Source organism: Streptosporangium carneum, assembly GCF_027922005.1.
GTDB classification, from domain to species: domain Bacteria; phylum Actinomycetota; class Actinomycetes; order Streptosporangiales; family Streptosporangiaceae; genus Streptosporangium; species Streptosporangium carneum.
Window position 1 is genome coordinate 34,922 of record NZ_BSEV01000012.1, and the last position, 21,305, is coordinate 56,226.

A 21,305-nucleotide genomic window follows, 5' to 3' on the forward strand; every position below is an offset into this window, starting at 1 on the left:
GCCGCACACCAGGTGAGTCTCACACGGTCTCCTCCGACGCCCGCCGTACGCGGGTGACGGAGGAGACCGTCGTGTTGTGCGGGCATGCCGGGAGGATGACGTCTCCCAGGTAGATCCTTTGTCTGTTCTCCGTCCTTTCGGTAACTCTCCGCGCTAGCCTCGGCACGTTCCGTATCCATCGGGTAAGGATTCGTGCCTGTGTCTGATAGTCCGTCCCCCGCCCGGGTCGTCTTCCTGGGGGGCCTCGGCCGTAGCGGGACCACGCTGCTGGAGCGGCTCCTCGGTGAGGTGCCCGGCGTCGCGCCGCTCGGCGAGGTCGTTCACCTCTGGGCCAGAGGCGTGCTGGCGGACGAGGACTGCGGATGTCACGAGCCGTTCGGCACATGTCCGTTCTGGCACAAGGTGGGGGAACGCGCCTTCGGCGGATGGTCGCCGGAGCTCGCCCACCGGGTCCTCGCGCTCGGGCGGAGGGTCGACCGCACCCGTCGGATCCTCACCCTGGCCCAACTCCTGGCCGAGGAGCGGATCGGCGCCGCCGGGTGGCCGTCGCCGCGGACCGCCGAGCTGGGCGAGTACGTCGCCGCGCACCGTCGCCTGTACGACGCGGCGGGCGAGGTCGCCGACTGCCCGGTCGTGGTGGACTCCAGCAAACACGCCTCCCTGGCCTTCTGCCTGGCGGCGGCCGGGGTCGACGTCCACGTCGTGCACGTCGTCCGTGACCCCAGGGCGGTCGCGCACTCCTGGGACAGGCGGGTCGTGCGCCCCGAGGACGGCTCCCCGATGACCCGCTGGTCACCGGCCCGCACCTCGCTGCACTGGGTGGCCCAGAACCTCAGCCTGGAGCTCCTGGCCCGCAGGGGCGTCCCCGTCACCAGGGTCCGCTACGAGGACCTCCTCCACGCCCCGGCGGACACCCTCAGAGGCCTGCTGGGCAGGATCGGCCTGCCTCCCCGCCTCGACTTCCTGGCCGACGGGCAGGCCCGCCTCTCCCGGACGCACACGGTCTCCGGCAATCCCATGCGTTTCACGGTCGGCACGGTCGGGCTGGTCTCCGACGACGCGTGGCGCACCGCGGCTCCGGCCAGGCACCGACGCCTGGTCACCACGATGACCTGGCCGCTGATGATCAAGTACGGCTATCGCGGGAGGCTCGCGTGAGTCCATCGGTGGGCGTGGTCATTCCCACGAAGGGGCGACGGCCGGAACACCTGCGCGCCGCCGTGCTCGCCGCACTCGACCAGGACCACCCCGGCGCCGTCGAGGTCGTCGTCGTCGTGGACGGCGCGGCCCTCGCCCCGGTCATCGACCAGGTGGCCGACCTGCTGGTCAGCGGGGCCATGGCGGCGGGCGAGACGCAGCCGCTCCCGCGTCGGGTCAGGGTGGTGGCCAACCGCCTCAGTCCCGGTCTGCCGGGCGCCCGCAACACGGGCATCGCGGCACTCGACACCGACCTGGTCGCCTTCTGCGACGACGACGACCTGTGGTCGCAGGGAAAGCTCGACGCCCAGATCGCGGCGCTGCTGGCCGAGCCGGGCGCGGAGTTCTCCAGCTGCGCCATCGAGGTCGAGTACGGCTCACGCCGCGTCCCGCGCCTGGCGGGCACCTCCGAGATCACCCGAGCCCACCTGTTGCGCTCGCGCATGGTGATGGCGCACTCCTCGACGTTCCTGTTCAGGCGTGGCGCGTTCTGGGTGGACGAGAGCGCGCCGAACGGCCAGAACGAGGACTGGGACCTGGCGCTGCGCGCCGCGGCCCGCCGTCCCATCGTGCACGTCGACCGCCCGCTGGCGCGCGTCCGCTGGGGCGGCTCGCTGTACAGCACCCGCTGGGCCGACCGGATCGCCGGGCTGGAGTGGATGCTCGCCCGGCACCCCGATCTGGCCGTGGATCCGCGCGGCGCGGCGCGGGTCTACGGTCAGCTCGCCTTCCACCACGCGGCCCTGGGCCGCAGGAGGGAGGCGGGGCGCTGGGCGTGGCGGGCGTTCGCCGCACGGCGCGGCGAGCCCCGCGCGCCCATCGCGCTCGCTGTGGCGGCGGGCCTGGTGTCGGCCCAGACGGTGCTCAGCGCCCTGCACCACCGTGGGCACGGCATCTGATGGCGCTCAGAACCGCCAGGGAGGCCACCGACGCCACGCCCGGGACCCCACGTCCTGAACCGCGCCCTGAACCTCACCCTGACAAGGCGACCCGCAGGAGGCTGCGCCGCAGGGTGCGGGTGGCCGGTCTCGCCGTCGACCCGATGACCGAGGGCGAGGTGGTCGACCACGTGGTCGCCGCGTTGAAGCGCGGTGAGGGCGGCCATCTGGTCACTCCGAACGTGGACATCTGCTGGGCCGCCGCCCGTGACCCCGAGGCACGCGAAATCATCGAGCGCGCCGACCTCGTGGTCGCGGACGGCATGCCGCTGGTGTGGGCGGCGAAACTGCTCGGCACCCCCGTGCCGGGCCGTGTCACCGGCGCGGACCTGGTCTGGTCCCTGTCCGAGGCCGCCGCCTTCTACCACCATCCCGTCTATCTGCTGGGCGGTCCGCCGGGAGTGGCCAGGCAGGCGGCCGACAGGCTCAGGGAGCGCCATCCCCGCCTGCTCGTCGTGGGCGCGGACGCCCCGCCGCACGGGTTCGAGACCACCCAGGAGGGCTACGCGAGGGTCAAGGACGCCCTGCTGGCCGCCGCGCCCCGGCTGGTCTTCGTCGGCCTCGGCTTTCCCAAACAGGACCGCCTCATCGCACGCCTCCGAGAGGACCTGCCCACCACCTGGTTCGTCGGCTGCGGCGCGGCGATCACGTTCGCGGCGGGCGCGGTGCGCAGAGCGCCGATGTGGATGCGGCGAGCCGGGCTGGAGTGGCTCTTCCGGCTGCTCAACGAGCCAGGCAGGCTGGCCCGCCGCTACCTGCTGCACGACCTGCCGTTCGCCCTCGTCCTGCTCACAACCTGCCTGTTCCGTCGCCTGTTCTCCTGAACCCGCCCTGGGGCTCCAGGGTCCCGGAAAGGCAGGCCTGCCGGACGGTGGAAGACGAGGCGCCGGTGGGCCTACCGGAGGCCGGCCAGTCTTCTGACGCGGCCGGCATCCTCCGGGCTCAGCCGGTTGGCCGCCGTGGTCAGGGCCTGGCGGGAGTCCATGGGGCGATAGGCCGTACGGGACAGGCCGCTCCAGGCGAAGCCGCCTGCGCTTCCCGCGGACGCGGTGCACGCCCTGGAAACCCGTTCCTGTGCGCGGGAGGACCAGGTCAGGCCGAGCAGGCCGTACAGCCGGCGGAAGCCCTCTCCGGGATCGGCGGCCAGGGCCTCGTAGTCGACCAGCAAGATCCCGGGGTGTCTGGCCGCCAGGTCGGCGGCGACGGTCCTGGCCGCCCGCCACAGGGCGACGGCTTTGGCGAGGCGGTCCTGGGAGCCGACGAGCCCGCGCAGCGCCTCCAGATGCGGATGATCCCTGACCAGCAACGGCTGTTCGAGCAGCTCGTGGAAGTAGACCGTCCAGCCGAGGCGCTGCCAGCTTCCCACGAACGCCACCGGGTCGCGCAGCAGAACGACCACCTGGCAGCCGAGCCGCTCGGCGAACCACCCGGCGGAGAACAGCGCGAACGGGTCGTCCAGCAGCGCCCTCCGTCCTGTCAGCCGCCCCAGCGTGAACGCCGTGCCGTACCTGACCATCCTCGCCAGGTCGTACGGCGAGCGGTTGCGCCGCAGCTCGGCCAGGAACCGGTAACGCAGGGCGACGGTGTCGGTGAAGGCGGGCAGCCAGGCTTCCTCGTTGTCCTGGCAGATGTACTGGAAGCGGTGGGTGACGTGGGCGTTCAGCACTCCGGGGCACCGTCCTGGCGGGTGCTGGGGGTTCAGCGGCTCGTTGACGTAGACCAGCCCGCCGCCCGCCGCCAGCATCTTGCCCGTCCAGCTCGTCCCGCTCCTGGGCAGGCCGGTCACCAGGACGGGCCTGCCCGTGCCCGCCGCCGTGCCCGCCGCCGTGCCCGGCTCCGTGTCCCTCACCGGGCCCGTCCTCGTGTCCGCCCCACGTCGGTCACCGCGTCTGTCTCCCGGTCTCCTGCTCGGCTTCTCCCCGGGGGTGTGCTGCGGTCTCCTGCTCGGCTTCTCCCCGGGTGCGTCTTCTGGCCTCTTGTCCGGTCTCTTCCCGTGCGGGGCGACGGGTCCGCCACCATGTCAGGGCCGTCAGGCTGTGGGAGCCGAAGGGGCGCAGGCCGTAGCGGCGGTGGATCTGCCACAGCGGCAGCAGGTTCTTGACCAGCGTGCCCCCGGCCCAGCCGAGGGCGGCGCCGAGCGCTCCCCAGGAGGGGATCAACCACGCGCCCAGCGCCACGGTCACCGCGACGGCGGCGACCAGGTTGGCCAGGCTGGAGCCGGTGTGCCCCGCGGCGGTCAGCACCACGTCGACCATGCCGCAGGCACAGGCGAGCATCATCGTCGCGGCGAGCACCAGTGCCACCGGGGTCCCTGAGGCGTAGCCCCCGCCGAAGAGGCCGAGCAACCAGGGGGCGAAGACCGCGTATCCCAGCCAGACGGGCCAGGTCAGCAGGACCAGCCACACGGTCGCGGACTGGTACAGCTCGCGGGCGCGAGGCAGGTCGCGCGCGGCCAGTGCCGCGACCAGCCTCGGCTGCGCCGCCTGGGCCAGCCCTCGGTTGGCGAGCTGGCCGACCACCTTGAAACGGGTCGCCGCGGTGTAGACCGCCGCCTCCGCCGGCCCCGCGAGCATCGCCACGATCATGATGTCGAGCCGCTGGAACACCGCCTGGACGGCGGCCGCCGCCGATCGGGGCCAGGTGTGACGCCACAGGTCTCCGGCGGTGCCGGAGACATACGGCGTGCGGGGCAGACGCCCGCGCAGCCAGAGCGCGGCCAGTGCCAGCACCGCGAGATGCGGCAGGGCCCACGCCGCCGCCAGGACCGGAACCGACCCGCCCCCCGCCAGCACCGCGAGCGTGACCAGGACGAGCTGGGCCGTCGGCAGCAGCACGCCTTCCAGCAGCACGGTGGGCGACATCGCGCCGAATCCGCGTGTCGCGGCCACCATGACCTCCGCGCACACCACCACCGGCAGCGCGGCTCCCAGCACCCGGAACACGGGATCGGGGACGCAGGTGACGACGACCGCCCCGACGGTCAGGGAAAGAGCCGCGACCGGTGTCAGCGCCGCGCGCATGTAGCCGCGGACACGGGCATGGGCACAAGGGGTGGCACGGGCACAAGCACAGGCACAGTCGCGGGCACAGGCACAGGCACAGGCACAGTCGCGGGCATGGGCATGGGCATGGGCATGGACATGGGCAGAGGCGCAGGCACGGTGGCGGACGTGGACATGGGCCGGGGTGCGGTCGTGGGCGCAGGCGCGGCCGGACGCTCCTGCTCTGGCGATGACGTGGATCAGGCCGTTTCCCACGTCCATCCGCAGGATTCCGGCGACGGTCAGGCAGAGCGCCGTCGCGCCGAAGAAGACGCCGGCCGTCTGCTTGCCCGTCTCCCGGGTGACCAGCACGACCATCAGGAACTGCGCGCCGGCCCCCGCTCCCGCCCCGGCCAGCCCCGCGAGCCCGTCCCTGGCCACCCCGCTCATACCGAAGAGGCGAGACAGCACGGACAGGCGGGCCAGCTGCGCGGAGATGAGGGTCACCATGGCGGTTTCCTTGGGCGAGATTCATGGGGCTGTGGCGTCGTGAGGGACACGGTGGGGGCCGCTGAGGCCACAGCGGGGGTCATGGTGGGGGAAAGGACGGGGAGGGAGTGTCACGGCGCTGGTTCTGTCCTGTGGGACGGAGGCGGGACGGTCAGGAAGTGGATGGGCGAGGGCGCTGTGGGACGGAGGCGGGACGATTGGGAGTAGATGGGGTGAGGGTGCTGTGGACGGGTGGGGTGAAGGGACTGGGGGCGGAGTGGGTGGGACGAGGGTGCTGTGGATGGATGGAGTGGCGGTGGACGGGAGGGAGGGAAGGGTCTGCGGGCGGGGAGGTCGGGGAGACGGCTCGGGGGGATGGCTCGGGCGGGGGTGGTCAGCGTCGCCATGAGGGTTCCGTGCCGAGCCATCTGACCAGCAGGGCGTCGGACTCCTGGAAACGCTCGGCGAGCTCGCGGCGGAGCGATCGGGGCATCGGAGCCGGCCGGGGCTGGGCGTTGTGCTGTTCGAACACCGGATCGCCGATGTGCGGCAGCCCGAGGAACTCCAGCACGCGGTCATAGACGATCTCCGGCTCGCCGAAGAACCGTCCGCTGTCGAGCACGAGCATCCGGTCCCTGCCGACCAGAGGCTCGAGCCGGGTGAGCTGCTCGGCGTAGTGGCCCCTGGCCAGGTAGGCGTGGTGGCGGTGGGCGTGGCTCGTCGAATGGGGCGCGGCGCACAGGTCGTCCACGGTCCCAGTCAGCCGTTCCTCCTCGAGCTCGACCGCCCTGGCGAAGGAGCGTTCGGTCTCGAAGCCTCTGGCCAGCTCGTGGGCGTGCGCGGAGAGGGCGCGTTCGACCGGATCCCTCACAAGGACGATCAGCTTCACACCCGGCAGGTCCCAGGCGATCCGGGGACCGGCCAGCGGATGGAACAGGTAGTAGGGCGAGGACTCGAAGGCCTGGGGGCGGCAGCCGTACCGGCGGGCCAGCCTGGCCGCTCTCGTCCGCAGCGGGAAGTGCGCCCTGTACCAGGACAGGCCCCGGTCGTAGGCCACGTCGAAGTAGTGGACTCCCTTGTGGAGCACGGGTTTGAGGATCAACGGATGCTGTGACAGCGCGCGGTAGAGCGAGGTGGTGCCCGATCGCTGCGCCCCGACGATCAGGAAGGACGGCAGCACCCGGCCCCCGGCGGTGAGACGCCCGGCGGTTCGCGACACGGCGTGCACAGAACGCTTCAGCATGGGCTTCACCACGTTCCTCCAGCATGGATGCTCCGTCCTTCGGAGCGGGGAGGAAATGTGGAACGGTCCCTCATGATGTTCTCCGGATTTTCTCGGCGAGGCCTTGTTGCGGTGACGGGGTCGGCGACAACCAAGCCGACGTGGCGTGACCGCCCCAGGGCATGGGGTGGCAGCGCGGGGAGCCCTCCAGCCGCTGGGCGGGGCTGTGAACCGCGAACCACCCGGCTTCGGCCGGGAATCCCGATCCTTTGGAGCCGGGAGGATGTCAAAGCAGGAGCTCCTGGGAGTCGACGACGGGGTTGAGCCAGTGCTCGGGCGGCCCGAGGGGAGTGTGCCCGTCGGCGGCGTGCCGGTCCGCCAGCGCGATCAGGTAGCGGATCGCGGTCGTTCTGGCCTCGGCGGCGGACAGCCCGAACGGGGCCAGCGTCCTCAGGGCCTGAGCCAGACAGGCCCTGGCCGCGACGGCGGGATCGGCGCGACGCAGGGCGCGCTGGAAGAAGTGGTGGACGGCGTCGAAGCCCAGCGGCACCCCGGTGGCGAACCGCTCCCAGTCCCACACCAGCAGCCTGCCGTCGGCCGCGCACGCGATGTTCCAGGGGGAGAAGTCCCCGTGCCAGGCGAATCCGCAGTCGGAGAAGCGGGCGGGCGCCCGGCGGGGGAGCCGGTGGGGGCCGTCGTCGGGGTGGGCGCCGGGAGTCGGGTCGGGGGTGCTGACGGGTGGGTGGCCGGGCGTCGGGGTGGGGGCGTCGTCAGGGTCGTCAGGGGGGATGGCGGGTGGGGGGCCGGGGATCCGGCTGATCTCGTCGATCGCGTCGGTGAGGAGACGATCGGGGACGGGGCCCCGCCGGATGCCTCGCCGTACGGGGAGAGGGGTCAGCGCGAGCACGGACAGGCCGCGCCATGACCCGTGGTGGAGCACGGCGGGCGGGACGACGGTCTTCAGCGGGGTGTCGGCGAGCAGGTTGAGCGTCCGGGCCTCGTGCGCGACGAGTTCGCGGACCCGCGCGGTGTCGCCGATCTTCACGAAGGCGGTCAGCCCGTCGGGGGAGTGGGCCTCCAGGATCGGCTTGCGGTTGGCGCGCCCCGCGGGGCGGACGTGCAGCACGACCCGGATCGGGACGCCCAGCGCCTCGCTGAGGCAGGTCTCGATCGTCGCCTCCCCCGAGGGGACCATGACCCGCACGCCGGGATGCCACCACGCCCGGGGGGCCAGCCTGCGGGGAAGCGCGGGATGGGGGAGCAGGGAGTAGGGGCGGGCCTCGCCGTCACCGGGGAACAGCAGGTCGACCGTCTGGGCGAGGTAGCGCAGCCGGGCGCGGGCGTCGTTCATGCGGTCCCGCTCACCATCGAGTTCCTCCACAGGAGCGCGAATGAGATCAGGTACAGGCTGAGCGGCGTGACCAGCCCGTCGTAGACGAACATGTAGAGCAGGGTCAGGATCATCACCAGGACTCCGGCCATGCCGATCGGGCTCCGGTCACGCCAGTGGCGGCGGATCGCCCCGATGAAGAACGCCACGTAGAGCCCGGCCCCGACGAAGCCCTGAGTGATCATCAGATGCCAGAGTTGGCCGTCGCTGCCCAGCGGAGGGTGGCCGCAGCCGTCGCACCAGTCGGTCCTGCCGGTGGTGATCGTGCGGTGGTTGCCCGTCGCGTTGCGGGTGTTGCCGTAGCCGATGATCGGCGAGGTGCGCGCCGCCGCGACGGTCGCCGACACCGTGAAGGCGCGGATGTCGTTGCTGTGTGGGTTGTCCAGCCGCTGGGCCACCATGGTCCGCAGCGGGCTGAGAAGGAACACCAGCGCCCCCGCGGCGACGGCGGAGCAGGCCAGGAGCCGGGCCCGTGTGCCCAGGCGCAGCAGGAGATAGACGGCGGCGACCCCGAGGCCGATCCACAGGCCCCTGTTCAGGGAGTAGACGACGGGGACCGAGGCCAGCGCGAGCAGCGGGGCCACGGCCAGGCGGCTGCGCCGCCCGCCGTACACCCACCAGCCGACCACGAACCAGACGAGCAGCACCGAGAGGTTGCCGCCCCAGGCGTTGGCCCACTCGAACGGGGCCTCGGGGCGCGGGGAGGCGTGGCCGAGGACCTTCTGCACCTGCGCGGAGGTCGGGTGGATCAGGTTGTGGACGAAGGCGTTCTCACTGACCCAGCGGGGCAGCAGCAGCTCGACCGGCGAGGTGAAACCGGCGTGCGGGGCGAGCACCCCCAGCAGGCCGCCCGCGACGGTCGTGACGAACAGCGCGCCGAGCATGCGCGTCAGGGTGAGCTGGGGAAGCTCTCGCTCGGTCAGATTGCCCAGGTAGAGCAGCATGATCGTCATCGAGACGTAGAGGAACAGGCGCATCAGGTAGCCGATCACCCGCCCCGCGCCGAAGTCGCCGTAGGTGTGCGGCGGCATCTCGCCGAGCATGGACGCGCTGACCAGGTAGCCCGCCAGCAGCAACAGCCAGAGCCCGAAGCCTCGGGGGGTCCGGACGGGCCGTCGCCGCCACAGGACCAGCGCCATCCACGGGGCCAGCACGATCACCGAGAGCCCGCCGAAGCCGAGCGCCCACCAGAACGGGTAACCCACGAGCAGCGCGGCGATCGGCCAGGCAGCCCGGTCCAGGCCTCTCACGGAGGGAAGACCCTCCTGCCGCCTGCCGGGGACGTCCCGCTGACCGGCGTGGCGGTCATGCCTCCGCCCACGACGGGCCCGCCGTTCTGGGGGGTGAGCGCCGAGCCGGGGAGAGCCCCGAAGGGCGGCTCGGGGAACCCCCGCTCTGCCGGAAGCCGGTTGTCTCCCTGTCTCTCCTCTTCCCGCGCACCCGTGGTCTGTGCTCCCTCCCGGGGCGTGAGAAGCGCGCCGATCACCGGGACCCCCTGCCGCTTGAGCTTGCGCACGGCCCGCGCCACCCCGCGCGACGACCTTCCCGGCACGCCGACCAGGAGCACCGCCCCCTGCCTGCCCGCCAGGGCGCCGGCTCCCTCGCCGCCGGGGATCGCGCGGACGGCTCCCGCGAGAGCGTCGATCGCGGTCACGAACCTCCTGTCCCGGGGCTCGCCGAGCGCGCGGGGGCGGTCGCGGAGCCAGGCGAGGCCCACTCCGGACAGGAGGCCGAGCATCAGGCCGCTGCCCAGGTAGAGGGGCGGGCTGGGGAGACTCGGCGCGGTGGGGACGGCGGCCTCGCTGATCACGGAGCCGGGGGTGACGGCGACGGTTCTCAGCGCGTCGTACTTGACGGTGAGGTTGTAGACCTGGCGGCTGAGAACGTTCTGCCGTTGCAGGGCCATGGTCCGTTCCGCCGTGCCTTTGGCCAGTCCCGGCAGCGCGGCGACGACGGTCGCCAGGCTCGCGTTGACCTGCTTCAGCTTGGTCAGGAGCGTCTTGAGCTGGATGTCCAGCGCCCGGGTCGTGGCCTCGCGCCGGTTGGCGAGGTAGGCCTGGGCGTAGGCGCCGGCGCCCGTCGCCGCCGACCTCGGGTCGGCGGCGGTGTAGGAGATCTCCAGGACCGAGGTGTTGGGCGGAACGGAGACCTCCGCGGGACCGGGAGCGCTCCCGAGCGCGACCCCGGCCTTTCTGGCGACGATCGCGGAGCGGGCGATCTGGGCCTCCGTGTCGAGGTTGAGCGCCTCACGCTGCCGGTTGGTGACCTGGTTGGTCTGCTCCTGCAGGCCTGTCGAGGTCACCAGCACCTGGGTCGAGGCGGTGTAGGCGGGCGGGGTGAGGCGGAGCGCGGCGGCGCCCGAGCCCACTCCGGCGGCGATGAGGAGCAGGACGGTCGGCCATCTGCGCCGGAGAAGGGACGCGTAATCCGTCAGGTCTCCGCCGGAGCGGCGGACGGGGATGTCCGGCGACGGGTTCATGCGTTGTGGGTCCCTTTCGGGCGGTTTCGACGTGGGGGAGTAGGCGATTCCGAACCCTAGGAACTATAGATCTGCTCACCGTTTTCCCCATCCGATACGCAAGATTTTCATGAGAACCATGATGGCGATCATGGGGAAATATTTGCCATTTATCCGATATCTCACCTGTGGGGCGTCGGCGCTCGCGGGGAGTCCCCCGGTGAACCGGCGAAGTCCGTGACGCGGCACGTCCAGCCGATGGGAAGGTGGAGTCCGGTGAAGACGGACAGGCGTGCGAGTGGACCATCTGGGGGGAATCAGTGCATCGGATAAACGTCGCAGAAAAGTGGATTTCCCGGAAGGTGACAATCGCCGTAACGGGTTTCGCCTTGGTGCTGGGAACGGGAGCGTGCGCTCGGTTTCACGGCGTTTCCCGTGATTTCCCCGGGCCTGCCGCTGACTCTCCCCGGCACGGCGCGGACTCCTCGGTCGGAGGAGGCGAATCCCCCGGGCGGGGTGTGGATCCTCCCGGGCACACCGCGGGCTCCCGGGGGCGGGCGGTGAGCCCCTCCTGCGGGGTCGCCGCCAAACTCGTTCCCGTCTGCGGAGCCTGGTGGGGGATCGCTCCCGAGGTCTTCACGGGCAGGCCTCCCCGGCGGGCGCTGGCGCGCGCGGAGCGGCGCATGGGGCGCAGGGCGGACATCGTGCACCTCTACCACCGGGGATCGGAGCTCTTCCCGACCTCCGAGGAACGGCTGATCGCGCGCGACCCCGGCGGGCGCAGGCTCCTGCTGATCAACTGGAAGCCGTCCTTCGACCACACCTGGGCGGAGATCGCCGGGGGCGCGCTGGACGGGCGCATCGACCGGCTGGCCGCCCACATCGTCAGGAGCTTCCCCGAGAGGTTCTTCCTCACCGTGCACCACGAGCCCGAGGACGACGTACGGGAGAGCCCCGGCTCGGGGATGACCGCGGACGACTACGCCGCGATGTTCCGCCACGTGGTGCTCCGCCTGCGCCGCGGGGGTGTGGACAACGCGGTCACGGTCATGACCTACATGGGCGCGCCGAACTGGGCGGCCAGGCCCTGGTTCGACAGGCTCTATCCCGGTGACGACGTGGTCGACTGGGTGGCCGCGGACCCCTACGTCGACGACAGGGTCCAGACCTTCGGCGGCCTGGTCGACAAGACCCGCGAGGAGTTCGCGGACTGGCCGGGGTTCTACAGCTGGGCGCGGTCGCGCCGCCCGGCCAAGCCCGTCATGGTCGCCGAGTGGGGCGTGTTCGAGCGTCCAGAAGGCCCAGGCTTCAAGGAGTCGTTCTTCTCCGCCGTGCGCGGGGAGATGCGCGCCTACCCCCGCATCAAGGCGCTGGTCTACTTCGACTCACCGCGGGCCCCTCGGGGGGACACCCGTTTCGACACCACTCCCGGTGGTCTGAAGGCCTTCGGGGACCTCGCCAGCGACCCCTACCTGAGCGCCGCCGCGGTTCCACAGCAGTGACCACGCCGCCACGCCCGCCGCGACCGCTCCGGCGAGGATCCAGAGCATGGCCGTGTTGCCGACCCCCAGGAGCTTCAGAGCCGAGGCCAGCAGCACCACCGCGAGCAGCACGCGGATGACGCCGCCGGGCGCCCACGCGGAGATCCGGGCGCCCAGGTAGACGCCGGGGATCGAGCCGACCAGCAGCGAGGTGGTGACGGCGAGTTGGAAGTCGCCGAACAGCAGGTGCCCCAGGGCCGCGGACGCGACCAGCGGCACGGCCTGCACCAGGTCGGTGCCGACGAGCTGGTTGGCCTTCAGCGCGGGGTAGAGCGCGAGCAGCGCCACGATGATGAGCGATCCCGAGCCGACGGACGAGATGCCGACGACCAGGCCGCCGATCATACCGACCAGTAAGGTCGGAATTGGGCGCACGACGATGTCGTCCAGACCCGCGGCGGCGACCTCCTGACGCCCGGCGGTCGCGTCCCCGCGCGACATCCAGGCCTTGGCTCCCAGCCCGGCCACGGCCAGCAGCAGGGCGACGCCCAGGGCGTACTTGATCGTCTCCTGGACCTGCTCGCCGTCCCCGAACGCCCTGGCGACGAACACCCCGCAGAAGGCCGCAGGCACCGACCCCGCGCACAGCCAGCCGACCAGCCGCAGGTTGACGGTGCCGCGCCGCAGGTGCACGAACCCGCCGACGGGCTTCATCACGGCGGAGGCGACGAGATCGCTGGAGACGGCCGCCAGGGGCGGCACGTTGAAGAACAGCATCATCATCGGCGTCATCAGCGCGCCGCCGCCCATGCCGGTCAGCCCGACGATGATCGCGACGAAGAAGGATCCGGCGGCGAGGGGGATGTCGATGGCCATCGGTCGTTCACCATTTCTCGAGCACTGCGTGGGCGGCGGACGTGCCTTGACGCCCCTTCGAACGAAAGCCGGCCCTTCCCGGCGCCGGCGGACCCGGTCTTCCGTTCCGGATCAGCGGACCCAACCTCCCTGGACCAGCGGGTCCAGCACCTGGTGGACCGCCCGGTCCACGCTGATCGAGGTGGTGTCGATGACCAGGTCGGCGTCGTCCGGCTCCTCGTACGGGTCGGAGACGCCGGTGAACTCGGGGATGAGGCCCGCCCGCGCCTTGGCGTAGAGCCCCTTGCGGTCGCGGCGCTCGCACTCCTCGAGCGGTGTGGCCACGTGGACGAGCAGGAAGTCGGCTCCGACGGCCTCGACCATCGCCCTGACCTCGTCGCGGGTCGCGGCGTACGGCGCGATCGGCGCGCAGATCGCCAGCCCGCCGTGTCTGGCGGCCTCGGCGGCGACGAACCCGATCCGCCGGATGTTGAGGTCGCGGTCCTCCTTGGAGAAGGTCAGCCCCGCCGACAGCAGCCGCCGGACGACGTCGCCGTCGAGATAGGTGACCGTACGGCTGCCGCGCTCGAGCAGCGCGTCGCGCAGCCCCCTGGCGACGGTCGACTTGCCCGAGCCGGACAGGCCGGTGAAGAAGACCACGAGGCCGCGCCGGTGCGGCGGCCCGGGAAGCGTCACGGGCTCGGGGCCCGCCAGGTGCTCCGTCGCGCCGTAGGCCCCGGCCACGTGCTCGCGCAACTCCAGGTCGATGCTGGGGTCCTCTCGCGGCGCGAGCGGGACCACCGCCACGAGCGTGCCCTCGGGCAGCCGCTCACGCGCCCTGAGCGCGGCGCGCACCACCGCGGGACCCTCCTCCCCGAACGCCAGCGGCAGCAGCAGGATCGCGGCGTCCAGCTCCTCGGCGGTCGCCCTGACCTCGTCGAGGTCGTCCAGCGGCCCGCGCATGGTGACCGCCAGGGTGTCGCGGCCCGCAAGCTCCTTGCGGATCTCGGCGGGGGTGAGACGGAGCCGGGCGAAGGGACCGTGCTCGGGGGCGTCGAGCCCCTCGACGGGACCGGCGACGAAACCGTCGCGCCGATCGGTGACCGTGAGCACGGCCAGCGCGGCGCCCTCGGGGTCGCGCAGGGTGATCCGGTCGCCGGGGACGGCGGGGTGGTCGTCGGGCAGCGTGAAGGTGACGGGCGCCGGCCAGCGCGTGCCGTCGGCCAGGGCGCCGTGCGCGTCGACGGCGTGCGCGTCGGCCGAACTCAGGAAGCCGGTCAGCGGCTGGAAGGCGCCGGAGAGCAGCAACTCGAGGTCGGCCAGCTCACGGGCGTCGGGGGTCCACTCGAAAGAGGCCGTCATCTGCTCCACAATCCCGATCGACTTAGTCGGATTTCATTACCTTACCTACTCCAGTTCTCCCACACCAACCCCGGGGCCTCATATCAGACGGGCGAAATGGCTCTGCGGCTTGCGCACCACCATGATGATCTCGTCATGCGAGGCGGACCGTCGTCCCCTCGAGGCCGTCTCGACCGCCAGGCAGGCGAGGCGGGCGAGCCCGCCCCTCGGTCCGTGCAGCGCGGGCCCGCTCCTCGCCGACACGTCGTCGGTCACCATCAGGCCGCGCGTCAGGCAGAAGGAGTGCATCCCCTCACGAGAGGTGAGCTCCCCGTAGAAGGGGGTCAGCGGGCCGACGGCGCCCTCCGGCGCGAAGCCGTGCCACAGCAGCCGTCGCAGCGCGGGAGGCAGCAGGCGGTCGCACGTGCCGTACGCCGAGGCCCGGTCGCGCATCCGCAGCAGCAGCAGACCGCCGGGGCGCAACCCGGTGAGCAGACGGTCGAGCACCAGCTCCGCGTGCTCGATGCGCTCCAGCAGGAACGGCACGTGGACGATGTCGAACGCGCGGGGCGGCACCGGCACCGAGCGCAGGTCCCCCAGCGTCCAGGAGTCGAGATCCTTGCGCGCGGACGTGCTCGCCCGCAGCGCGGGGAGGTCCTCGTCGATGCCGGTGACCCGCGCCTCGATCCGCTCCAGGTCCAGCGGATCCGGCCATCCGCACCCGGCGACCAGGATGTCGAGCCGCCGGCCCGACTGCCCCGTCCACTGCTCGCGGACCCGTCGGCTGAATATGTCGTCTCGCGAGACGACCGACCGTACCTCAGACATGTGACTGACAGTAGTCAAGTCCGCACGATTCGTCGCGCATTTCCCACTCGCCGCCGACGACGGTCGCGGTGGAAGTAGCCTTGGGGGAACCCCCGTGCCGCGCCGGCCGGGGGCCTGTCGTGTTGCCGTCGTGGGGCTGTGGGCGAATCTGATGAGCCTTTCCGGACTACTTGACCTTGTCGTTGGAGAGCCGAAACTGGCCTCCGCTCTGCGTGACGTGCGAGGAGGCGACCTCTCCGACGTCTCACTGATCGCGCCTCCCGCGCTGCGGCCGTTCACCGTGGCCGCGCTGGCCAGGGACGGCGCGGAGGACGGAGCGCGGACCGTCCTCGCACTGACCGCGACCGGACGCGAGGCGGAGGACCTCGCCGCGGCGCTGACCAGCCTCCTGGACGACAACTCGGTCGCGGTCTTCCCCGCCTGGGAGACGCTGCCGCACGAGCGCCTCTCCCCGCGCAGCGACACCGTCGGCCAGCGCCTGGCCGTGCTGCGCAGGCTGGCCCACCCGATCAGGGGCGACGTCGCCGCCGGGCCGCTGCGCGTGATCGTCGCGCCGGTCAGGGCCGTGCTCCAGCCGATCGTGCGGGGCCTGGGCGACCTGAGCCCCGTACGGCTGCACGCCGGAGACGACGCCGAGCTCGAAGGCGTCGTCGCCAGGCTCGTCGAGAACGGCTACAGCCGGGTCGACATGGTGGAGAAGCGCGGCGAGGTCGCCGTCAGGGGCGGCCTGCTGGACGTCTTCCCGCCCACGGAGGAGCACCCGCTGCGCCTTGAGTTCTGGGGCGACACCGTCGAGGAGATCCGCTGGTTCAAGGTCGCCGACCAGCGCTCGCTCGAGGTGGCCGAGGGCGGGCTCTTCGCGGCCCCCTGCCGCGAGCTGCTGCTGACCGACGAGGTCAGGGAGAACGCCAGACGGCTCGCCGCCCAGCACCCCGCGCTGGCCGAGATCCTGGACCAGCTGGCCGAGGGCGTCCCGATGGAGGGCATGGAGGCGTTCGCGCCGGTGCTCGCCGGGGAGATGGACCTGCTGATCGACCACCTGCCCGCGCGGGCGGCGGTGTTCGTGTGCGACCCGGAGCGCATCCGGGGCCGTGCCGACGAGCTGGTGCGCACCAGCCAGGAGTTCCTCGAGGCGTCCTGGATCAACGCGGCGGCGGGCGGGGAGGCGCCCATCGACCTGGGGGCCGCGGCCTTCCGCACCCTGGAGGAGGTCCGCGACCACGCGCGGGAGCTCGGCCAGCCCTGGTGGTCGATCGCGCCGTTCGGCGGCGACGACCTGGGCGACGGGCTGATCCTGCAGGCGCGCGAGGCGGAGGCCTACCGGGGCGACACCCAGCGGGCGCTCGGCGACATCAAGGGCTGGCTCGAGGAGGACAAGGTCGTCGTGCTGCTCAGCGAGGGCCACGGCCCGGCTGAGCGGATGGTCGAACTGCTCAAAGGCGTCGACCTGCCCGCGCGCCTCGAACGCGGCCTCGAGACGGCGCCCGACCCCAGGGTCGTCCACGTCACCACGGGCCTGGTCGAGCACGGCTTCGTCAGCCAGGGGCTGGCCGTGCTCACCCATCTGGACCTGGTCGGCCAGAAGGCGTCGACCAAGGACATGCGCAGGCTGCCCTCCAAGCGGCGCAACATGGTCGACCCCCTCCAGCTCAAGGTCGGCGACCACGTGGTGCACGAGCAGCACGGCGTCGGCCGCTACGTCGAGATGGCGCAGCGGACCGTGCAGGGCGCGACGCGCGAGTACCTCGTGATCGAGTACGCCAAGGGCGACAGACTCTACGTGCCGACCGACCAGCTCGACGAGGTCACCCGCTACGTCGGCGGCGAGGCGCCGACGCTCAACCGGATGGGCGGCGCCGACTGGGCCAAGGCGAAGACCAAGGCGAAGAAGGCGGTCAAGGAGATCGCCGGGGAGCTGATCCGCCTCTACTCGGCCAGGATGGCCTCGCCGGGGCACGCCTTCGGCGCCGACACGCCGTGGCAGCGGGAGATGGAGGACGCCTTCCCCTACGCCGAGACCGGCGACCAGCTCGAGGCCATCGACGAGGTCAAGCGCGACATGGAGCGCGCGATCCCGATGGACAGGCTGATCTGCGGCGACGTCGGCTACGGCAAGACCGAGATCGCGGTGCGGGCGGCGTTCAAGGCCGTGCAGGACGGCAAGCAGGTCGCGGTGCTGGTGCCGACCACGCTGCTGGTCCAGCAGCACCTGTCCACCTTCGCCGAGCGTTTCTCCGGGTTCCCGCTGAACGTCAAACCGCTGTCGCGCTTCCAGAGCGACTCCGAGGTCAAGCTGACGATGGAGGGCCTGCGCGAAGGGTCGGTCGACGTGGTCATCGGCACGCACAGGCTCTTCTCGCCGGAGATCAGGTTCAAGGAGCTCGGGCTGATCATCATCGACGAGGAGCAGCGTTTCGGCGTCGAGCACAAGGAGGCCATGAAGCACCTGCGGACGCAGGTCGACGTGCTGGCCATGTCCGCCACGCCGATCCCGCGCACGCTGGAGATGGGGCTCACCGGCATCCGTGAGATGTCGACGATCCTCACCCCGCCGGAGGAGCGGCACCCGATCCTCACCTTCGTCGGCCCCTACGACGACAAGCAGATCGCCGCCGCCATCAGACGCGAGCTGATGCGCGACGGCCAGGTGTTCTTCGTCCACAACCGCGTCGCGAGCATCAACAAGGTCGCGGCCATGCTGCACGAGCTGGTGCCCGAGGCCAGGATCGCCGTCGCGCACGGCCAGATGCAGGAACACCAGCTTGAGAAGATCATGGTGGGCTTCTGGGAGCGCGAGTTCGACGTGCTCGTCTCGACCACGATCGTGGAGTCCGGCCTCGACGTGCCGAACGCCAACACGTTGATCGTGGACAGGGCGGACAACTACGGCCTGTCCCAGCTCCACCAGCTGCGAGGCCGGGTCGGCCGGGGTCGCGAGCGCGGGTACGCCTACTTCCTGTATCCGCCGGAGAAGCCGCTCACCGAGACCGCCCACGAGCGCCTGGCCACCATCTCCCAGCACACCGAGATGGGCGCGGGCATGTACGTCGCGATGAAGGACCTGGAGATCCGCGGCGCGGGCAACATCCTGGGCGCGGAGCAGTCGGGCTTCATCGCGGGCGTCGGCTTCGACCTCTACGTGCGGATGATGGCCGAGGCCGTGCAGGAGCAGAAGGCGAAGCTGTCCGGCGCCCTCGTCGCGGAGGAGCGGCCCGACGTCAAGGTCGAGCTGCCGATCAACGCGCACATCCCGCACGACTACGTGACCTCGGAGCGGCTGCGGCTCGAGGCGTACAAGCGGATCGCGGCGGTCGACTCCGACGACCAGGTCGCCGCGGTGCGCGAGGAACTCGTCGACCGGTACGGCAGGCCGCCCCAGCCGGTCGAGAACCTGCTGGAGGTCGCCCGCTTCCGCATCAGCGCCCGCAGGGCGGGGCTGACCGACGTCACCCTCCAGGGCCAGAACATCAGGTTCGCCCCCGTGGAGCTCAGAGACTCCCAGCAGGTCAGGCTGCAGAGGCTGTACCCGAAGGCGCTGCTGAAGCAGGCGGCCGGTACGTTGCTGGTGCCCGTGCCGAAGACCAGGCCGCTCGGCGGCCAGCCGCTGCGCGACCTGGACCTGCTCAGGTGGTGCGGAGATCTGGTTCAGGCGATGTTCCTCGAGAACGTGCCGGTAAAGTAGGCGCGTCTGTCGTGAAGGGATCGCAAGTGAAGTCGACTCGACTGCGTGTCATCCTGGCGGTCGCCGCCGCCGGGGCCGCGCTGACCGCCTGCTCTCCGGGGCAGGCAGGGACCGCCGCCATCGTCGGCGGCGACCGGATCAGTTCCAGCGAGCTGGAGAGCAGCGTGCGGGAGTACGAAGGCGCGCTGGCCAAGGCCAACGTCTCGGCCTCGCAGCTGCAGTTCCCCGGCAGCGTCCCGCAGGTCGTGCTGTTCCAGCTCGCCACCGCCAAGCAGTACACCCAGGCGGCCGAGCGCAAGGGCATCACGGTCACCGACGGTGAGATCGACCAGGTGATCGCCGCCTCCGGCGGTGAGGCCCAGCACGAGCAGCAGATGCTCCAGCAGGCCGTCGCACCGTCGCACGCACGCGAGTTCACCAAGGCGGGCCTGCTGCTCACCAAGCTCATGGCCCAGTACGGCGGCGGCAGCGACGAGGCCGCCCTCCAGCGCGGCCAGGCGCAGGCGATCAAGGACCTGCAGGCCGTGAAGGTCACCTGGAACCCGCGTTACGGCACGCTCAACACGCAGCGGAGCGAGCAGGCGCCGAGCCTGTTCGTCGACGCGGGCCGTTTCGGCGCGATCCCCGCCGCCGCGCAGGCCCAGTAACCTCGGGGGCATGCCCCTGATCGTCGTCACCACCTCGCCCCGGGTCGCCCCGGGGCTGCTCAGCCGTCACGCGTGGCGGGTCCTCGAGGAAGGGCCGGTGCGCACCGGGTCCGCGGACCATCCGCACCTGCCCTACCTCGCGGAGGCGGGGGTGGCCGTCGAGGTCGTCACACCGGACCCGGCCGCCCTGGTCCGCGAGGCCCGCGACGGGACCGTCGTGTGGTTCGAGGCCGACGAGGCGCTGATGCGCGCCGTCGGCCACGCCGCGCTCGCGCTGGACGACCCGCCGGTGATCGAGGTCGTGCCGGGCTCGTACGACCTGCCGGGAGCGCGGGTGCTCGACCTCGTCGCGGTGATGGACCGTCTCAGGGTGAACTGCCCGTGGGACGCCCGGCAGACCCACGAGTCGCTGGCGCCGTACCTCATCGAAGAGGCCTACGAGGTGCTGGAGACCATCGAGGAGGGCGACCACGCCGCCCTGCGCGAGGAGCTCGGCGACCTGCTCCTCCAGGTCGCCTTCCACGCCCGCGTCGCCCACGACCGCCCCGAGGACGCGGGCGGCTTCGACATCGACGACGTGGCCGAGGGGATCGTCGCGAAGCTCGTCCGCCGCCACCCGCACGTGTTCGCCGACACCAGGGTCGAGGGCGCGGAGGAGGTCAGCGACAACTGGGAGACGATCAAGGCCGCCGAGCGCGCGGCCAAGAACGGCGGCGACTCGGGCTCCGTCGTCGACGGGGTCCCGATGGGCCAGCCGGCCCTCTCCCTCGCCGCCCAGCTCATCAGGCGGGCCGAACGCGTCGGCGCACCCGCGGAGCTCCTGCCCGACCCTGAGGACACCGCCGATCTGGGCGTCCGGCTGCTCGCTCTCGTACGGCAGGCGCACGAGGCCGGCCTCGACCCCGAAGCGGAACTGCGCGCCGCCGCCCGCCGCTACCGCGACCGGGTCCGCGCCTGGGAGTCCGGCGGTCACGGCTCCTGAGGGCGGCTGCCTGGTCCACAAGGGAACACGCCTCAGACCAGACGGCCGCCGATGAACTGCACGAGGCCGTAGGCACGGTGGCGGATTCCGGAGAAGCCGAGGCGGGCGAGGGCTTCGGTGACCTCCTCGTCGCCGAAGAGGCGGACTCCCGAGGCGGTGCCGACGAGGTCGTTGAGCGGGCCGCCGAGAGGCAGTCGCCGGGTCGTCATGACGGCGATTCGGCCGCCGGGCCTGAGCGCCCGCGCCATCCCCGCCAGGGCGTCGAAGGGGCGGTCGAAGAGGTAGAGCGCCGCCAGGCAGCACACCGCGTCGAACAGGCCGGGCAGGAAGGGCAGGTTCACGGCGTCGCCCCGAACGTACACGACGTTTCCCGACGCGGTGTCGCGCACCGCGCGGGTGAGCATCGTCGCCGACGCGTCGATCCCGACCGCAAGCCCGTCCTCGCCGATCGCCTGGGCCAGTGTCCGCGTCACGTTGCCCGGCCCGCAGGCCACGTCCAGCACCAGGTCGCCGGGGCCGAGTTCGAGCATCCGCCGGACCAGCGCGGTCTCCTGCGCGGTGCTCGGCCCGAAGGGGCCCTTCAGCGTGCCGAGCACCGCGGGCCGCCACACCCGCTCGTAGATCCTCGGCAGGAACGACGAACGCATGAGCCACTGCACGGGAGACTCCTCGACGGGCTCGTCGTCGAGGAGGTCCAGGTAACCGTCTCCCGGAGGCCTCCGTCCCGCCAGGTCGAGCAGGGCGGGATCCAGTAGCTCACGGACCCGTTCGAGGGCCGCGGCATCACTCATGTCTTCGATTTGAACACACGCGT

At 71.8% G+C, this 21,305-nt stretch carries 17 protein-coding genes; 7 read left to right on the forward strand and 10 right to left on the reverse strand.

Annotated features, from left to right (window positions below):
• Positions 1-198: 198 nt before the first annotated feature.
• Genes PKF00_RS24370 through PKF00_RS24380 form a run of 3 tightly spaced genes read left to right on the forward strand, consistent with a single transcriptional unit; the run spans position 199 to position 2,959 of the window.
• The gene (locus PKF00_RS24370; RefSeq protein WP_271219948.1) at positions 199-1,158 is read left to right on the forward strand and encodes a sulfotransferase family protein; all 960 of its coding nucleotides are present in this window, start codon (positions 199-201) and stop codon (positions 1,156-1,158) included.
• Positions 1,155-2,096: a glycosyltransferase family 2 protein gene (locus PKF00_RS24375; protein WP_271219949.1), complete on the forward strand. Its 942-nt coding sequence runs from the start codon at positions 1,155-1,157 to the stop codon at positions 2,094-2,096. Before PKF00_RS24370 ends, PKF00_RS24375 begins: the two co-directional genes overlap by 4 nt.
• Positions 2,096-2,959: a WecB/TagA/CpsF family glycosyltransferase gene (locus PKF00_RS24380; RefSeq protein WP_271219950.1), complete on the forward strand. Its 864-nt coding sequence runs from the start codon at positions 2,096-2,098 to the stop codon at positions 2,957-2,959. The genes PKF00_RS24375 and PKF00_RS24380 overlap by 1 nt, the downstream gene beginning before the upstream one ends.
• 71 nt (positions 2,960-3,030) lie before the next feature.
• Here PKF00_RS24380 and PKF00_RS24385 read toward each other — a convergent pair whose 3' ends face one another.
• The 6 genes from PKF00_RS24385 to PKF00_RS24410 form a co-directional block, all read right to left on the reverse strand.
• Positions 3,031-3,984 carry a sulfotransferase gene (locus PKF00_RS24385; RefSeq protein ID WP_271219951.1) on the reverse strand — a complete coding sequence of 318 codons (954 nt, stop codon included), beginning with the start codon at positions 3,982-3,984 and terminating at the stop codon, positions 3,031-3,033.
• A gap of 31 nt (positions 3,985-4,015) precedes the next feature.
• On the reverse strand, positions 4,016-5,626 hold the full coding sequence (locus PKF00_RS24390) for a lipopolysaccharide biosynthesis protein (RefSeq protein WP_271219952.1): 1,611 nt from the start codon (positions 5,624-5,626) through the stop codon (positions 4,016-4,018).
• Positions 5,627-5,999: 373 nt separating this feature from the next.
• Positions 6,000-6,848 carry a sulfotransferase domain-containing protein gene (locus PKF00_RS24395; protein WP_271219953.1) on the reverse strand — a complete coding sequence of 283 codons (849 nt, stop codon included), beginning with the start codon at positions 6,846-6,848 and terminating at the stop codon, positions 6,000-6,002.
• A 265-nt stretch (positions 6,849-7,113) separates the two neighbouring features.
• Entirely contained in the window at positions 7,114-8,178 is a 1,065-nt protein-coding gene (locus tag PKF00_RS24400; protein WP_271219954.1) for a hypothetical protein, read from the reverse strand.
• Positions 8,175-9,467 (reverse strand): O-antigen ligase family protein, encoded by a 1,293-nt coding sequence (locus tag PKF00_RS24405; RefSeq protein ID WP_271219955.1) that lies wholly within the window; start codon positions 9,465-9,467, stop codon positions 8,175-8,177. Before PKF00_RS24405 ends, PKF00_RS24400 begins: the two co-directional genes overlap by 4 nt.
• Entirely contained in the window at positions 9,464-10,696 is a 1,233-nt protein-coding gene (locus PKF00_RS24410) for a Wzz/FepE/Etk N-terminal domain-containing protein (protein ID WP_271219956.1), read from the reverse strand. Before PKF00_RS24410 ends, PKF00_RS24405 begins: the two co-directional genes overlap by 4 nt.
• A 539-nt stretch (positions 10,697-11,235) precedes the next feature.
• On the opposite strand from PKF00_RS24410, the gene PKF00_RS24415 reads away from it, so the two are divergent.
• Positions 11,236-12,177 carry a glycoside hydrolase family 26 protein gene (locus tag PKF00_RS24415; protein WP_271219957.1) on the forward strand — a complete coding sequence of 314 codons (942 nt, stop codon included), beginning with the start codon at positions 11,236-11,238 and terminating at the stop codon, positions 12,175-12,177.
• Here the strand turns inward: PKF00_RS24415 and PKF00_RS24420 are convergent.
• From PKF00_RS24420 to PKF00_RS24430, 3 genes are all read right to left on the reverse strand, one after another.
• On the reverse strand, positions 12,061-13,032 hold the full coding sequence (locus PKF00_RS24420) for a sulfite exporter TauE/SafE family protein (RefSeq protein ID WP_271219958.1): 972 nt from the start codon (positions 13,030-13,032) through the stop codon (positions 12,061-12,063). The two genes, PKF00_RS24415 and PKF00_RS24420, sit on opposite strands and share 117 nt — an antisense overlap.
• 111 nt (positions 13,033-13,143) lie before the next feature.
• Entirely contained in the window at positions 13,144-14,373 is a 1,230-nt protein-coding gene (gene cysC, locus PKF00_RS24425; RefSeq protein WP_271219959.1) for an adenylyl-sulfate kinase, read from the reverse strand.
• A gap of 78 nt (positions 14,374-14,451) precedes the next feature.
• Complete coding sequence (locus PKF00_RS24430) at positions 14,452-15,180, reverse strand: methyltransferase domain-containing protein (RefSeq protein ID WP_271219960.1); 729 nt, start codon at positions 15,178-15,180, stop codon at positions 14,452-14,454.
• 151 nt (positions 15,181-15,331) lie between these two features.
• On the opposite strand from PKF00_RS24430, the gene mfd reads away from it, so the two are divergent.
• The 3 genes from mfd to PKF00_RS24445 are packed head-to-tail and all read left to right on the forward strand — an operon-like array spanning position 15,332 to position 20,491.
• Positions 15,332-18,862, forward strand: coding sequence for a transcription-repair coupling factor (gene mfd / locus PKF00_RS24435; protein ID WP_271219961.1), 3,531 nt, complete (start codon positions 15,332-15,334; stop codon positions 18,860-18,862).
• A gap of 26 nt (positions 18,863-18,888) precedes the next feature.
• Positions 18,889-19,509: a SurA N-terminal domain-containing protein gene (locus PKF00_RS24440; RefSeq protein WP_271219962.1), complete on the forward strand. Its 621-nt coding sequence runs from the start codon at positions 18,889-18,891 to the stop codon at positions 19,507-19,509.
• A gap of 10 nt (positions 19,510-19,519) precedes the next feature.
• Positions 19,520-20,491, forward strand: a complete 972-nt coding sequence (locus PKF00_RS24445) for a nucleoside triphosphate pyrophosphohydrolase (RefSeq protein WP_271219963.1) — start codon at positions 19,520-19,522, stop codon at positions 20,489-20,491.
• Positions 20,492-20,523: 32 nt separating this feature from the next.
• On the opposite strand, the gene PKF00_RS24450 is transcribed toward PKF00_RS24445, so the two are convergent.
• Entirely contained in the window at positions 20,524-21,282 is a 759-nt protein-coding gene (locus tag PKF00_RS24450) for a methyltransferase domain-containing protein (protein ID WP_271219964.1), read from the reverse strand.
• Between the last annotated feature and the right edge of the window lie 23 nt (positions 21,283-21,305).